Below are 15065 nucleotides of genomic sequence, written 5' to 3'. Positions count from 1 at the left end.
AAAAAGTAGATTATATACTTTTCCTATAGAGAAAAGGCTTTCCAGGGAAACTTGGGAAGCCTTTTTATAGTTTCATAAATTGGGATGTAATAGTTTTCACTGTAACTTCCCGTTTAAAAATCGAGCGTATAGATCATGAAAGTAGTTGGGGCGGAATAAGTTTGCTGCATGTCCTGCTAACGGTATTTCTTTATATAAAACGTTAGGAAGAATGGACTTTAAATCAAAAAGACAAGATTTATAGAGATGATCATGTTCGCCCATTACCCATAGAATAGGGTGGGGAAGTGATTTTAATTTAGATTTTAAATCGAATTCTAACCGATGACGTAATGATTGGGCAATAATTGATGAATGTAATTGCAATCCGAACCGATAATAAATATTTCTTGAAATGACTGCGAATGGATTTGCCTTTAGTATGCCACTTGGAAAAATGGTATTTGCGTATTGAGAGAGCCATTTCGAGTAATCGTCTCCTCGCTTCTCCCAAAACTTTTGAAATACGTTATATAAAAGGGAAGGGTTATTATAATGTCCACCAATATGACAAATGCTCAAAACTTTTTCTGGATGCATTTGTGCAAAAATGGTAGAGATATAACAGCCGTAACTTAAAGCGCAAATATGAGCTTTTTGAATGCCTTCTTTTTCGTATAAATTCAATAATTGATCAACGAGACGCTGTAATGAAAATTCGATAGCTTCTCCTTTATCATCGCCGTGACCTAATAAGTCATAAGTAATAATGTTGTAAGAGGCGGAAAATCGTTTATGCTCTTTTTTGAAAGCACGACGATTGCCGACTAAACCATGAATAAAAATAATTGTTTCCTTTTTAGAATGTATATTTGTTTGCAAAAAGGATACTCCTTTCAATAACTGGAGATTTATATAGTATTGTAAATTGGTTATCTATCATTCACATAGAACAATATTAAGCACCAGGTAATAATATCAGATATTTATATCTGTTGTAAAGATGAGTTTTTATGTATATTTTGTAAAAACAGAAAAAGTGTGTTTACATTCAGTTTACATTTGTATTGTATTCTATTTTTAGAAAGAACAGTTTTGTTTAACACGAGGAGATGACAGAAATGGAAGTTAGAAATGAAATAAAGAAAAAAGGGAGTTGGAGGCAGTTTTTACGCCTTATTCAAGATACAAATCCTCCGAAAGGGATTCTTGTTTTTGCGTTATTCATGAGTTTGCTTTCTACGGGAGCGAGTTTATTTATTCCGATGTTAACAAAAGGATTAGTAGATAATTTTTCACTTTCGTCAATTAGTACAGGACAAATTGTTGGGCTAGTTGCATTCTTTATTATGCAAACTATAGCTGCAGGATTATCTATATATTTACTAAATTATATCGGGCAGAAAATTGTAGCCGGACTGAGAGAACGTTTGTGGAAAAAGGTACTTATATTGCCAGTATCTTATTATGATCAAAATAGAACAGGCGATACAATTAGCCGAATGACAAATGATACAGGTGTTGTGAAGACATTGATTTCTGAGCATTTGTCAAATTTATTAACAGGCGGTATTTCAATTGTCGGATCATTAATCGTATTATTTGTTTTAGATTGGAAAATGACACTTTTACTTTTAACGGTTATTCCATTATCAGTACTGATCTTAGTTCCACTAGGACGAAAAATGTATAAGATTTCAAAAGCACTTCAAGATGAAACAGCTTCTTTTACAAGTGTGCTAACGCAAGTATTATCAGAAATTCGTTTAGTGAAATCTTCGAACACAGAAAAAAGAGAATATGAAACTGGAAATAAAGGTATCGAGAAGTTATTGCAATTTGGTTTGAAAGAGGGAAAAGTGCAAGCGTTAATTTCACCAGTTATGTCGTTTGTTTTAATGGCATTGCTTGTTATTATCGTAGGATATGGTGGAATGAGAGTTTCTAGCGGTGCATTAACAACAGGAGAACTTGTAGCGTTTATTTTATATTTAGTTCAAATTATAATGCCGATGAGTCAATTATCTATGTTCTTTACACAATTCCAAAAGGCAATTGGTGCAACGGAAAGAATTAATACTATTTTAGAATATGAAGTAGAAGACCATGAAACTGGTGTGAAAGTCACAAATGCTAAGCAACCAATTGTTCTTGAAAATGTACATTTCGAGTATAACGAAGAAGAGCAAGTGTTAAAGAATATTGATTTCACAATTGAATCAGGAAAAGTAACAGCAATTGTAGGGCCAAGTGGTAGCGGGAAAACGACGTTATTCTCACTATTAGAGCGTTTTTATGAGCCAACTAGCGGTGCTATTAAATTAGGGAAAGATGCAATTACGAACTATTCATTACAGTCATGGCGACGTCAAATTGGTTACGTTTCACAAGATAGTCCGTTAATTGATGGAACGATCCGTGATAATATTTGTTACGGTGTTGAGGGAGAAGTGACAGATGAAGAAATTGAAAAAGTAGCGGCGATGGCATATGTTGATGCATTTATTCATGACTTACCAAATGGATATGCAACAGAAGTTGGAGAACGTGGTGTGAAACTTTCTGGAGGACAAAGACAGCGAATTGCCATTGCTCGAGCGTTACTTAGAAATCCACAAATTCTGATGTTAGATGAAGCAACTTCTAGTTTAGATAGTAAATCTGAGTCTGTCGTTCAAAAGGCATTAAATAACTTAATGAAAGGCAGAACAACGTTAGTTATTGCACATAGACTTTCTACTGTTGTAGATGCAGATAAAATTATCTTTATAGAAAAAGGGAATCTTACAGGTAGTGGTACACATGATGAATTGTTACGCACACATGACATGTATCGTGAATTTGCAACGCAACAATTGAAAATTAAAGAGGCGGCATTATAAAATGAATAATCAGTGGGGCTCATACTCCGCTGATTATTCATTTTTAAAAGTTTGATTAAGGATGCTAACTAGAAAGGAAATGGTTTCTTTGATACCTAACATTTTAATAGTAGACGATGATCCACATATTAGAGAACTTGTGTCTGTATTTTTAGAGCGAGAAGGTTTTCAAACATATGAGGCAATTGATGGTATAGATGCACTTCAAAAAATAGATGAAGTGAAAGTTGATATGGTTATTCTTGATATTATGATGCCGAATATGGATGGGTTTGATGTATGTTTCGAATTAAGGAAATACTATGATATTCCGATTTTAATGTTAACTGCTAAAGGAGAAACGTCTCAAAAAGTAAAAGGATTTCATCTTGGAACGGATGATTATCTTGTAAAACCATTTGATCCGATAGAATTAGTAGTGAGAGTTAAGGCGTTATTGAAACGTTACCAAATTACAGTATCGCAATCCATTCAAGTTGGGAATGTACTGTTAAATCGTAAAACATTTGAAGTTACAATTGGAGAACAAACGGTTACGTTACCGTTAAAGGAATTCGAATTGCTCTTTACTTTAGGCTCTAAAGCGGGGAGAACTTGTTCGAGAGAGCAATTAATTGAAGATGTATGGGGATATGATTTTGAAGGGAATGAACGCACACTAGACGTTCATATAAATCGGTTACGTGAGAAGTTTCAAGAAGAGAAGTCGAAATTTAGTATTAAAACGATAAGAGGATTAGGGTATCGCTTAGAGGTAAGTAAATGAGAAGAAGAGAACGAATGAGTAAGTTGAAGGTGCTGAAAGTAATTGGAGCGGTAATAGTACTATTTTCTTTCCTGACTATAATTTGGTCTATAGCCTTTTATGTATCATCAAGTGTAATGAATGCCCTTGAAATACGAGTATCGCCTTTTATTACTTTTTTAATTAGTGATATGGTCGGCTTTGTATTTATTATTCTTATTTGGGTATTGATTGGAGTATTAATGAGACCGAAGCGAGAGGCGATGATTTGGGCGATTATTGAGCCAATACAAAAAATTGCAAAAGGGGACTTCTCCGTAAAAATAAGAAATGAAGAGAAGTATGATGGGGAAATTGGTGTGCTCGTAAAAAGTATAAACGATATGACAGATGAACTGAATGTGATGGAGAAAATGCGCCAGGAATTTGTTTCGAATGTTTCTCATGAAATACAGTCACCATTAACTTCTATAAAAGGATTTGCTAGAGCACTACAAGATACTAATCTTCCTGAGGAAAAAAGAAAGCATTATCTTACCATTATTGAAACGGAAACGACGAGATTATCTAAACTAAGTCAAAATTTACTGAAGCTTACCCTTTTAGAGTCGGAAGAATATACACCAGAAAGGGCGACTTATCGATTAGATCAGCAGTTAAAACAAATTGTGTTAAATAGTGAACCGCTCTGGGCTGAAAAAGAAATTGAATTGGAACTTGATTTAGAGAAAGTGCACATTACTGCTGATCAAGAAAGTATGAGTCAAGTTTGGATTAATCTAATTCATAATAGTATTAAATTTACTCCAAGTGGTGGCACAATTACAATCCAATTAAAAGAATATGAGAAAGTAGTGGAAGTGCGTATTCGCGACTCGGGAATTGGGATATCAGAAGAACAGAAACAACATATTTTTGAACGTTTTTATAAAGCGGACTCTTCACGAAATCGTGCTTATGGAGGAAGTGGCTTAGGTTTAGCTATTGTAAAGAAAGTGCTCGACCTTCATCAAGGAGAAATAAAAGTCGAGAGTGAGGAAGGGAAGGGTACGGAATTTATTGTGTGTATTCCTAAGTATAAAGAGAAATAGTGTTAGGGGCATATCTTCTAACACTATTTTTCTTTATACATACATTTACCATTGCTGCAGCTATACTGATAAGCTTTTCCTTCACTATTCATACGGTATGAGTAATCAGATTCTTTATCTTTTTAAAGTCAACGTATGCTTCTGCACCGTTTTTATCATCATCAATATCAACGAATTGAACATGGCGTATAGAATAATCTATCTTTTCACTTAAACTTCTTTCTTGTAAGTTTGTATGAATACTGTCTACTAACTCGTCAAACAATGACCAGTTTAAATTAAGATTTTCAAATGACTCAGTATGTCTTCCTAAAATGCCATTGTCTTGGATTATATTATTATTATCGTATGTATAAGAGTATGTAAAATAAGGTTCGTCTTTATATACGACTTCTGCATAATAGCCGATATTATAAAGAGGAGTATATTTTCCGGTTATGTTTTGTATTTCTTTTTGCTTATATCTTTTTTATAGTATGGAGATATTCGTTAGTATCTTTTTCTATTACTTTATAATGTAGTGGATTACCAAATATAAAGTACATGGCCAAAAATATGATACATAGTCCGACTGCGGTTAGTGATAAGAACCGTTTTTTCTTTTCATACGCATACACATACACTCTCCTGTGTGGAATTTATTTCTATTTTACATGAATGATGGCAAAAACATGAGAATTATAAATAAGAACTTTCGATAGTTACCTACAAGTAACCTACGCACATGAAAGTGCATCATTGCCTTTTTACATAAATATAGTTACACTTTTAATATAATAATAAACAACTGAGACGATTAAGGAGTGTTATACTTGGCAGAATTATTACAAGGCAAAAATGCTTTAATTACAGGAGCAGGTAGAGGTATTGGTCGTGCTGTAGCGATTGCATTAGCGAAAGAGGGCGTAAATGTAGGTCTTTTAGCTCGTTCAGAAGAAAACTTAAAAGCTGTAGCGAAAGAAGTAGAAGCAGAAGGCGTAAAGGCTGTTATTGCGACTGCTGATGTTTCTTCATATGAAGAAGTGACTACTGCGATTGAGACGTTAAAAAACGGTTTAGGATCTATCGATATTTTAATTAATAACGCTGGTATTTCTAAGTTCGGTAAGTTTTTAGAACTAGACGTTGCTGATTGGGAAAAAATCATTCAAGTAAACTTAATGGGTGTATATTATGCAACTCGTGCAGCTTTACCGAGCATGATTGAACAACAATCTGGTGATATTATTAATATTTCATCTACAGCAGGACAAAAAGGCGCACCTGTAACAAGTGCATATAGTGCTTCTAAATTTGGTGTTCTTGGTTTAACAGAATCGTTAGCGATGGAAGTTCGTAAGCATAACATTCGTGTAACAGCTTTAACACCAAGTACAGTAGCAACTGATATGGCTGTAGATTTAGGATTAACTGATGGAAATCCTGATAAAGTTATGCAAGCAGAAGATATTGCAGAGTTTATCGTAGCACAGTTGAAATTAAATAAACGTACATTTATTAAATCAGCAGGACTTTGGTCTACTAATCCGTAAGGGATACATGTATAAACAAAAGAAGGGATATCTATTTTGTAATGAAGTAGATATCCCTTCTTTATTTTTTGTATATGAGACAGAATTTTCGGTATAATCAAAAGTGGATAGTAGAAAAGCATTGGAAAATTGAAGGGATGGTATTTTCATGAGTATGATTGAGAAATGGACGGCCGTTGATCAATATGTGAGTGATGTATTAATACCGAAAGATTCTACATTAGAAGAAGTTCTTCAAGCAAACGCTGCAGCTAATTTACCAGCACATGACGTATCGCCAACGCAAGGGAAGTTTTTGCAACTATTAGTTCAAATTCAAGGAGCTCGAAACATTTTGGAAATTGGTACTCTAGGTGGATATAGTACGATATGGCTTGCAAGAGGATTGTCATCGGGAGGCCGAGTTGTTACATTGGAAGCAAGTGAAAAGCATGCTGACATTGCGCGTAGCAATATTGAACGCGCTAATTTGAATGCTAGAGTTGAAGTGCGAACAGGATTAGCTTTAGATTCTTTACAGCAAATAGAAAATGAGGAGTATGAACCATTTGATTTTATCTTTATAGACGCCGATAAACAAAATAACCCTGCTTATTTTGAATGGGCACTGAAACTATCACACCCTGGCACTGTAATTATTGGGGATAACGTAGTACGTGAAGGAGAAGTTATTGACAATACGAGTAATGATCCTCGCGTACAAGGGATACGTCGCTTCTATGAGCTAATAGCTGCTGAGCCACGTGTAAGTGCTACAGCGCTTCAAACAGTCGGAAGTAAAGGGTACGATGGATTTATAATGGCAGTCGTAAAAGAATAACGAAAGGAGATAAATAGAATGAAAAAGATGTTTGAAAAGTTATAACATGTATCGTATACAACGCAGTTAGCTCGTGGACCTCCAGCATACTTAAAAATATAAATTTATATTAAAAATTGGAGGTTAAGAATAGATGAGAACTGAAAAAGAAATGCTAGACTTAATTATGAATACAGCAAAAGAGGATGAAAGAATTCGAGCTGTCATCATGAATGGATCGCGTGTAAATCCAAATGTGAAAAAAGATTGTTTTCAAGACTTTGATATTATGTATGTTGTAAAAGATATACAATCTTTTACATCTAATCATAATTGGATTCATAGATTTGGAGCAATAATGATTGTACAAATGCCAGAAGAAATGTCATTAGTTCCACCAGATGGAGACGGGAAGTTTCCGTATTTAATGCAGTTCATGGATGGAAATCGGATTGATTTAACATTAGTTCCGGTTGATTTAATAAAAAAGTTCGTTGGACAAGATAGCTTAAGTAAATTACTTCTCGATAAAGATAATTGTATGGAAGAATTCCCGCCAGCAAGCGATAAAGATTACTTAATAAAAAAGCCTACAGAAAAAGAGTTTTTAGGTTGCTGTAATGAATTTTGGTGGTGTAGTACGAATGTGGCAAAAGGGTTATGGCGCGAGGAACTTTCTTATGTAAAAGGAATGCTTGAAGGACCAGTGCGAGATATGTTAATTGTAATGCTAGAATGGCATATTGGTATGAAAACAGACTTTACAGTTAATGCAGGTAAGTTTGGAAAGCATTTTGAGCAATATTTCGAAGGAGATATGTGGGAGCAATTTAAAAAGACATTTTCTAATGCAGAATATGAAAACATATGGGAATCATTCTTTGTCATGGGTGATTTATTTAGGGAAGTGGCGAATGAAATTGCTAGCGCTTATGGATATCAGTACCCGCAAGGTGATGATGATAGAGTGACCAGTTATTTAAAACACGTGAAAGCTTTGCCGAAAGGTAGTACATCAATTTATTAATAATAGTAAGCAGTAAGACTGTCCAAATTATGGACAGTCTTATTTTGGTTTATGAATAAGAATTTCTCTAACAAAGTGTAGAGGAATCACATATGAAATTTTAGGGAGGTTTTTATCATGTATTATTTTTATTCGCCACAAATGTTTGCTCCATATCAATGGGGACTAGAACGAAATGTTTCGTATACTTATATGCCATATAACTCATTTTATTATGGAGACTATATAAACTCATTGCCATACGCATATATCCCTCAAAATTATGAAGTACAAATAAAAGCAGATGAGCGTGGATCGTGGACACCATTTTCTTGGGTTGAAAAATATGCGTACGCATTTTCAGGACCGTACAATAAAGCGGAAGTTGCTCTTACATTTGATGATGGACCGGATTTAGAATTCACGCCAAAAATATTAGATAAGTTAAAACAACATAATGTAAAAGCGACTTTTTTCCTGCTTGGTGAAAATGCAGAAAAGTTTCCGAATGTCGTAAAGCGTATTGCAAATGAAGGACATGTAATTGGTAATCATACGTACAGTCATCCTAATTTAGCGAAAGTAAATGAGGCTGAGTACCGTAATCAAATTATAAAAACGGAAGAAATATTAAATCGTTTAGCTGGTTATGCACCGAAGTTTATACGTCCGCCATACGGTGAAATACTTGAAAATCAATTAAAATGGGCGACAGAGCAAAATTTTATGATTGTACAGTGGAGTGTGGATACAGTTGATTGGAAAGGTGTAAGTGCTGATACGATTACAAATAATGTGTTAGGGAATTCATTTCCTGGAAGTGTCATCCTCCAGCATTCAACACCAGGTGGGCATTTACAAGGATCTGTAGATGCACTAGACAAAATCATTCCGCAGTTAAAAACGAAAGGGGCACGTTTTGTAACACTTCCAAGTATGTTCCAGACATCAAAAGAAAGAAAGTGAATGTGTTATAAATTAGAAAAATAAGGTTTGTGTCGTATAATGAAAGTGTAAGTTAGGGGGGATATAATTGATTGATGCACTAGTAAACATAGGAATAAGCATATTGCTTGGTGTTATATTTATACTTGCGGCAATTATCCTTCAAAAAAATCCACCGACCGATATTAATGCGGCATATGGTTATCGTACGAAACGATCTATGAAAAATAAGGAATTATGGGATGCGGGTAACAGGTATAGTGCAGAAGTAATGAAGCAAAACGGATTCATCATGATGTTAATTGGAAGTGTTATTAGTATACTGTTTAGATATCCACATACAATAATAGCGATTATGGTGGTTATGCTGTTATTAATTATTCGTTTATTTATACGAGTAGAGAGTAGATTAAAAATACTTGAACAATAATGAAAAAATAGGACTCCATGCAGTATGATGCTAGGAGTCCTATTTTATTTATAAACTATTCTTTTCTAGTAAGTCTTTTCCTTGTTCAACAACAAATTCATAGTATGCAAGATCATATGGATAAATATCATCAAAGGTTATCGTTATCGGTTTATTGCTCAAAACAGAAGTAGCTGTCAAAGATGAAATCTCTCTTTTTAATAGTTGTAGAAAAGAAGTTGCATGTATTTTCATCACATCGTCTACTTCTTCACCCGGTGCGAATGGAAGTGGATCGATGACATTGTGAAAATACATATGGCAAAACTCGCGATCCGTAAGATTTGAAATTTCATAATCTATTGTAAAGATTCCTTTATATGCTAGATCAGTAGTTTGAAAGGAAAGACCTAATTCTTCCTCAATTTCACGAAGGCCACCAATTTGTACATCTTCATCATGCATAATATGTCCAGCTGAAGTAATATCCCATATACATGGGGCTTCTTTTTTATTTTTAGAGCGTAATTGGAAATATAAGAACATATCTTCATCATCTTTTTCTACAAACCAACAATGAAATGTTTCGTGCCAATCACCGTCACGGTGCACTTCATCACGTAATTTCTTCCCAAGTGTATTTCTTTCAGAATCAAATATCGTTAACCACTCTGTCATTTTAATTCCCCTTTCTGCAAATTTTATTATACAATAACTGTATTGAATTTTGGGAAAATAAAGAAAAAGGGGTCGTTATTAGTGGGAATAGAGAGTAAGAAAATAAAATCGATTATTTCAACAGAGGAAGAATTACGGGGAATATTGGGGCAACCAAGTGAACGAGCTTTAAAAAAAGTTATTTCATCATTAGACCACCATTGCGTAGACTTTCTGTCTAAATCTCCTTTTCTAGTATTATCTACGGCAAATAAATTAGGAGAGTGTGACGCTTCGCCGAGAGGAGATGCACCTGGATTTGTATACGTATTAAATCATAATAAAATTATCATTCCAGAAAGACCGGGCAATCGTCGTATAGACTCCATTTTGAATATTATTTCCAATCCACGTGTAGGATTAATCTTTTTCATCCCAGGTCTTGGGGAGACACTCAGAATAAATGGCCGAGCGTATATAACAAACGACGAAGAAATTTTGCAAGAAATGCAGGTAAATGGACGCAATCCGCTACTTGGAATTGTTGTTGAAATAGAAGAGTGTTATATTCATTGTGCAAAAGCTTTTATTCGTTCTAATATGTGGGATCCGGAATCTTGGTTACATAAAAAAGAGTTACCTTCAGCAGCAAAAATGTTGCTGGAGCATGCCAAAGTGAATGCTTCAGAAGAAGATGTTGCACGTTCTTTAGAAGAAAGTTATAGGGAAAGATTATATTAAAAAAATTACTTTTTAAATATAGTGTTGAGGTGTGAAACTCTAAACGTTTTAGAATGAGACTTTAATATCAATCTTGTTAGTTTGTAAGTGATGAATACATGTGCAAGAGTAGAAATCTATATGAGATGATTTGTTATTTTAAAATAAAATGATTCGTATTTTTAAAAATAATGAACAAAAATAGGCTTGCTTTTTAAAAAATTGATAACTATAATAAGTTAACAAATAGACATGAACGAAAAAGTAATGATAAGGACACGAAATCATTTTTACGGTTTACAGAGAGGGAAGTCAAGGGTGTGAGCTTCCTAACACGAGAAATGATTTTACCACCTTTGAACTTCAATAGTGAACGAGTAATCTAGTAATTATTGACGGTATTAGCCGTTATCTGAACTTGAGCAATCTAGGAGGAAATATGTCTGGATTGGAACAAGGGTGGAACCACGAAAACACATTCGTCCCTTTCCTAGGGATGAGTGTGTTTTTTTATGGATTACAGATTGAAAATTTAAAATAATCAAAAAATAGTATTGATTTTGTTTTTTATGCGAGTATAATGAGTTAACAAATAAACATGAACGAAAAAGTAACGATAAGGACACGAAATCATTTTTACGGTTTACAGAGAGGGAAGTCAAGGGTGTGAGCTTCCTAACACGAGAAATGATTTTACCACCTTTGAACTTCAATAGTGAACGAGTAATCTAGTAATTATTGACGGTATTAGCCGTTATCTGAACTTGAGCAATCTAGGAGGAAATATGTCTGGATTGGAACAAGGGTGGAACCACGAAAACACATTCGTCCCTTTCCTAGGGATGAGTGTGTTTTTTTATTACTTTGAAAGGAGGTGCTGTAACATGAAACGATTTGTACGTACGGAAATAACCACCAGCTGCATGATTGAAAAGCAGAGCAAGGTGATTGATAAAGATAAAAAATAAAATTGTAGGAGGAGATTAGAAGATGAATAACGTTGTTAATGTAGGGGTGTTAGGATTAGGTACGGTCGGAAGTGGTGTTGTCCATATTTTGAAAGAACATTGCAAAAAAATTGCACTTGATACAGGATATGAAGTGAAAGTGAAGACAGTCGTTGTACGTGATTTAGAAAAAGAACGTGATGTTTGTATTGATGGAATCGTAGTAACAAGTCATGTCGATGAAGTTCTAAATGATTCAAATATTGATATTGTAGTAGAGGTAATGGGCGGAATTGAAGAAGCGAAGCAGCATATTGTTAGGGCTTTACGAAATAAGAAACATGTCGTAACGGCAAATAAAGATTTAATGGCTGTATACGGTGCAGAACTTCTCCAACTGGCAAATGATAATGATTGTGATTTATGTTATGAGGCAAGTGTAGCGGGCGGTATTCCGGTGTTAAGAGGGTTAACAGACGGATTAGCATCAGATCAAATTGAAAAAATAATGGGAATTGTAAATGGGACAACAAATTACATGTTAACAAAGATGAGTCAAAATGGATGGTCGTATGAAGAGGCTTTACAGGAAGCACAAAAATTAGGTTTTGCAGAATCGGATCCGACTGCGGATGTAGATGGGCTAGATGCGGCTAGAAAGGTAGCGATTCTTGCAAACTTAGGTTTTTCGATGAATGTTTCTTTAGATGATGTGCAAGTGAGAGGGATTCGAAAGGTTGAAAAAGAAGATTTACAAATGGCTGAAAAGTTAGGATTTACTATGAAATTAATTGGTAAAGCAGAGAAACAAGGGTCAGCCATTCATTTAAGTGTAGAACCGACACTTTTACCCAGTCATCATCCATTATCGAATGTAAATAATGAATTTAATGCGGTATATGTTCACGGTCAAGCGGTAGGAGAAGTAATGTTTTACGGACCAGGAGCTGGGAAGTTACCGACTGGATCTGCTGTAGTAAGTGATATTATTTCAATCGTTAAAAATATGAATCAAGTTCAGAAAAATAAAAGTGCGTTAAAAGAACCAGAACCGTATGAATTACAAGGGGATGAAGAAGTTGTTTCGAAATATTTCTTACGTATTTCATTACGAGATGAACCTGGGATGTTGCAAAAAGTAACAGAATGTTTTGTTAATTTTTCTGTAAGTTTAAAAGAAGTGATTCAATTACCTTTAAATCGTGAACTTGCAGAAGTCGTTGTTGTAACACATCAAACTTCAAAGTATCAATTCGAACGAGTTTTAGGAGCGATAGAAGATGTCGCAAGTGAAATAAACAGTTACTACATTATTGAGGAGGAAAAACAATATGTATAAAGGATTATTAAAACAGTATGCTTCTTATTTACCGGTCAATGAAAATACACCTGATGTGAGCTTAATGGAAGGTAATACACCGCTTATTCCGTTATTAAATATATCAAAACAATTAGGAATTCAGTTATATGGTAAGTATGAAGGAGCGAATCCGACAGGTTCTTTTAAAGATCGTGGTATGGTAATGGCAGTTGCGAAGGCGAAAGAAGAAGGTTCAGAGGCCATTATTTGTGCATCGACAGGTAATACATCAGCATCGGCTGCCGCATATGCGGCACGCCTTGGAATGAAATGTATTATCGTAATACCGGAAGGGAAGATTGCACATGGAAAATTAGCGCAAGCAGTTGCCTATGGTGCTGAAATCATTTCAATAGAAGGAAATTTTGATGATGCATTAAAGGCTGTAAGAAATATTGCAGCAGAAGAGCCAATTACATTAGTAAACTCAGTGAATCCTTATCGAATTGAAGGGCAAAAAACAGCAGCGTTTGAAATTTGTGATCAGTTACAAAATGCGCCAGATGTTTTAGCGATTCCTGTTGGAAATGCCGGGAATATTACAGCGTACTGGAAAGGTTTCTGTGAATATGAGAAAGAAAAAGGCTATAAGAAGCCACGAATTCACGGATTTGAAGCGGAAGGAGCAGCTGCTATTGTAAAAGGGCATGTAATTGACGAGCCAGAAACAATTGCAACAGCGATTCGCATCGGTAACCCAGCAAGTTGGTCATATGCAGTAGAGGCTGCTGAGCAGTCTCACGGTGAAATAGATATGGTATCAGATGAAGAAATTTTACATGCGTATAGAGTATTAGCAAAATTGGAGGGGGTTTTCGCTGAGCCAGGATCGAATGCTTCATTAGCTGGCGTAATGAAACATGTTCAATCTGGAAAAATCAAAAAAGGAGAAACAGTTGTTGCAGTTTTAACTGGAAACGGCTTGAAAGATCCTGATATTGCAATTTCTTCTAATACATTAGACATTGCAAGTGTTTCAAATAATATAGAACAAATTAAAGAGCATATTAAAGGGGTGATTATGTCGTGATACCATTCAGTATTCGTGTTCCTGCTAGTACAGCGAATGTTGGACCTGGATTCGATTCAGTAGGAATAGCATTGTCATTGTATTTACATGTAGTAGTAAAAGAGAAATCTAATAAATGGCAAGTGATCCATTCTTTTGATGAGTCGATTCCGACAGACGATAAAAATTTAATCGTTAGCACGGCATGTAAAGTGAGTCCTTCTTTATCACCTCATATAATCGAAGTTACTAGTAATATCCCATTAACAAGAGGGCTAGGAAGTAGTGCGTCAGCAATTGTAGCTGGGATAGAGCTTGCGAATCAAATAGGCAACTTGAACTTAACGACTGATCAAAAAGTTCAAATTGCTACAAATTTTGAAGGTCATCCTGATAATGTTGCTGCTTCTATATTAGGAGGAACTGTAATCGGAGCACTTGATGGAAAGAATGTTTCGGTTGTAAGAATTGAAAGTAAGGAATTAGGCGTCATTTCTCTTATTCCAAATGAAGAGCTAAATACAGATGAAAGTCGATCTGTATTACCAGATGTATTCCCGTTTCATGAAGCTGTTAAGGCTAGTGCAATAAGTAATGTATTAGTAGCTGCTTTATGTCAAAAGAGATGGGAAGTTGTAGGCGAAATGATGGAGAGGGATCATTTTCACGAGCCGTATCGTTTAGAGCTTGTACCGTTATTACCATCTATTCGTAAATGTGCAAAAGAATTCGGTGCATACGGTACAGCGCTTAGCGGTGCAGGGCCGTCTATTTTTATATTAACGCCGTATGAGAAACGTCAAGAAATTGCTGAGCAATTAGCAAGAGTATTTACGTCTATGAAAGTGTGTGAGCTAGAAATTGATCATAGAGGGATTACTGTAAATAAGGAAGAACATATTGGATTATAAAAAAAGCTAGCATCGCTAGCTTTTTTTATGTTGTAAATATGTTTGCGTATAAAAGAAAAATATTAATGTATAA

The 15065-nt window shown here is 34.9% G+C and carries 14 protein-coding genes, 1 pseudogene and 2 other annotated features; of the genes and pseudogenes, 12 read left to right on the top strand and 3 right to left on the bottom strand.

The window, feature by feature from the left end; translation table 11 throughout:
• Window positions 1–96 precede the first annotated feature (96 nt).
• Window positions 97–861 carry an alpha/beta fold hydrolase gene (locus AC0NJG_RS13750; RefSeq protein ID WP_001194311.1) on the bottom strand — a complete coding sequence of 255 codons (765 nt, stop codon included), beginning with the start codon at window positions 859–861 and terminating at the stop codon, window positions 97–99.
• Window positions 862–1100: 239 nt separating this feature from the next.
• Here AC0NJG_RS13750 and AC0NJG_RS13745 point away from each other — a divergent pair, with 239 nt between their 5' ends.
• From AC0NJG_RS13745 to hitS, 3 genes are all read left to right on the top strand, one after another.
• Window positions 1101–2861: an ABC transporter ATP-binding protein gene (locus AC0NJG_RS13745; RefSeq protein ID WP_087952887.1), complete on the top strand. Its 1761-nt coding sequence runs from the start codon at window positions 1101–1103 to the stop codon at window positions 2859–2861.
• Between the two features lie 88 nt (window positions 2862–2949).
• The gene (gene hitR, locus AC0NJG_RS13740; RefSeq protein WP_217368355.1) at window positions 2950–3627 is read left to right on the top strand and encodes a response regulator transcription factor; all 678 of its coding nucleotides are present in this window, start codon (window positions 2950–2952) and stop codon (window positions 3625–3627) included.
• Window positions 3624–4697 (top strand): envelope stress sensor histidine kinase HitS, encoded by a 1074-nt coding sequence (gene hitS / locus AC0NJG_RS13735; protein ID WP_140168469.1) that lies wholly within the window; start codon window positions 3624–3626, stop codon window positions 4695–4697. Before hitR ends, hitS begins: the two co-directional genes overlap by 4 nt.
• A gap of 23 nt (window positions 4698–4720) precedes the next feature.
• On the opposite strand, the pseudogene AC0NJG_RS13730 reads toward hitS, so the two are convergent.
• Window positions 4721–5242: pseudogene (locus AC0NJG_RS13730) on the bottom strand (DUF3139 domain-containing protein).
• Window positions 5243–5509: 267 nt separating this feature from the next.
• Between AC0NJG_RS13730 and AC0NJG_RS13725 the strand changes: the two are divergent.
• From AC0NJG_RS13725 to AC0NJG_RS13705, 5 genes are all read left to right on the top strand, one after another.
• Window positions 5510–6229: a 3-ketoacyl-ACP reductase gene (locus tag AC0NJG_RS13725; RefSeq protein WP_000818985.1), complete on the top strand. Its 720-nt coding sequence runs from the start codon at window positions 5510–5512 to the stop codon at window positions 6227–6229.
• 148 nt (window positions 6230–6377) lie between these two features.
• Complete coding sequence (locus AC0NJG_RS13720) at window positions 6378–7049, top strand: O-methyltransferase (RefSeq protein WP_087952885.1); 672 nt, start codon at window positions 6378–6380, stop codon at window positions 7047–7049.
• A 133-nt stretch (window positions 7050–7182) separates the two neighbouring features.
• Window positions 7183–8055 (top strand): aminoglycoside 6-adenylyltransferase, encoded by an 873-nt coding sequence (locus tag AC0NJG_RS13715; protein ID WP_087952884.1) that lies wholly within the window; start codon window positions 7183–7185, stop codon window positions 8053–8055.
• 117 nt (window positions 8056–8172) lie between these two features.
• Window positions 8173–9000 (top strand): peptidoglycan-N-acetylglucosamine deacetylase, encoded by an 828-nt coding sequence (locus tag AC0NJG_RS13710; RefSeq protein WP_088327296.1) that lies wholly within the window; start codon window positions 8173–8175, stop codon window positions 8998–9000.
• Window positions 9001–9070: 70 nt separating this feature from the next.
• Window positions 9071–9409 carry an SdpI family protein gene (locus tag AC0NJG_RS13705; RefSeq protein WP_140421228.1) on the top strand — a complete coding sequence of 113 codons (339 nt, stop codon included), beginning with the start codon at window positions 9071–9073 and terminating at the stop codon, window positions 9407–9409.
• Window positions 9410–9457: 48 nt separating this feature from the next.
• On the opposite strand, the gene AC0NJG_RS13700 is transcribed toward AC0NJG_RS13705, so the two are convergent.
• The gene (locus AC0NJG_RS13700; RefSeq protein ID WP_087952881.1) at window positions 9458–10066 is read right to left on the bottom strand and encodes an NUDIX hydrolase; all 609 of its coding nucleotides are present in this window, start codon (window positions 10064–10066) and stop codon (window positions 9458–9460) included.
• Window positions 10067–10147: 81 nt separating this feature from the next.
• On the opposite strand from AC0NJG_RS13700, the gene AC0NJG_RS13695 reads away from it, so the two are divergent.
• The 4 genes from AC0NJG_RS13695 (at window position 10148) to thrB (ending at window position 14992) form a co-directional block, all read left to right on the top strand.
• Window positions 10148–10786: a pyridoxamine 5'-phosphate oxidase family protein gene (locus tag AC0NJG_RS13695; protein WP_061182722.1), complete on the top strand. Its 639-nt coding sequence runs from the start codon at window positions 10148–10150 to the stop codon at window positions 10784–10786.
• 237 nt (window positions 10787–11023) lie between these two features.
• Window positions 11024–11255 (top strand) — a binding site (T-box leader).
• A 114-nt stretch (window positions 11256–11369) separates the two neighbouring features.
• Window positions 11370–11601, top strand: a binding site (T-box leader).
• 154 nt (window positions 11602–11755) lie between these two features.
• Window positions 11756–13051, top strand: a complete 1296-nt coding sequence (locus AC0NJG_RS13690) for a homoserine dehydrogenase (RefSeq protein WP_143881033.1) — start codon at window positions 11756–11758, stop codon at window positions 13049–13051.
• A complete protein-coding gene (thrC, locus tag AC0NJG_RS13685; protein WP_087952878.1) occupies window positions 13044–14102 on the top strand; it encodes a threonine synthase in 1059 nt (352 codons plus the stop codon). The genes AC0NJG_RS13690 and thrC overlap by 8 nt, the downstream gene beginning before the upstream one ends.
• Window positions 14099–14992 (top strand): homoserine kinase, encoded by an 894-nt coding sequence (gene thrB / locus AC0NJG_RS13680; protein WP_061182726.1) that lies wholly within the window; start codon window positions 14099–14101, stop codon window positions 14990–14992. Before thrC ends, thrB begins: the two co-directional genes overlap by 4 nt.
• Window positions 14993–15065: the final 73 nt, after the last annotated feature.

This window comes from Bacillus sp. SSR7 (assembly GCF_055902415.1).
The sequence above is the reverse complement of the archived record's forward strand: the minus strand, read 5'-3'. Positions and strand labels throughout refer to the sequence as shown.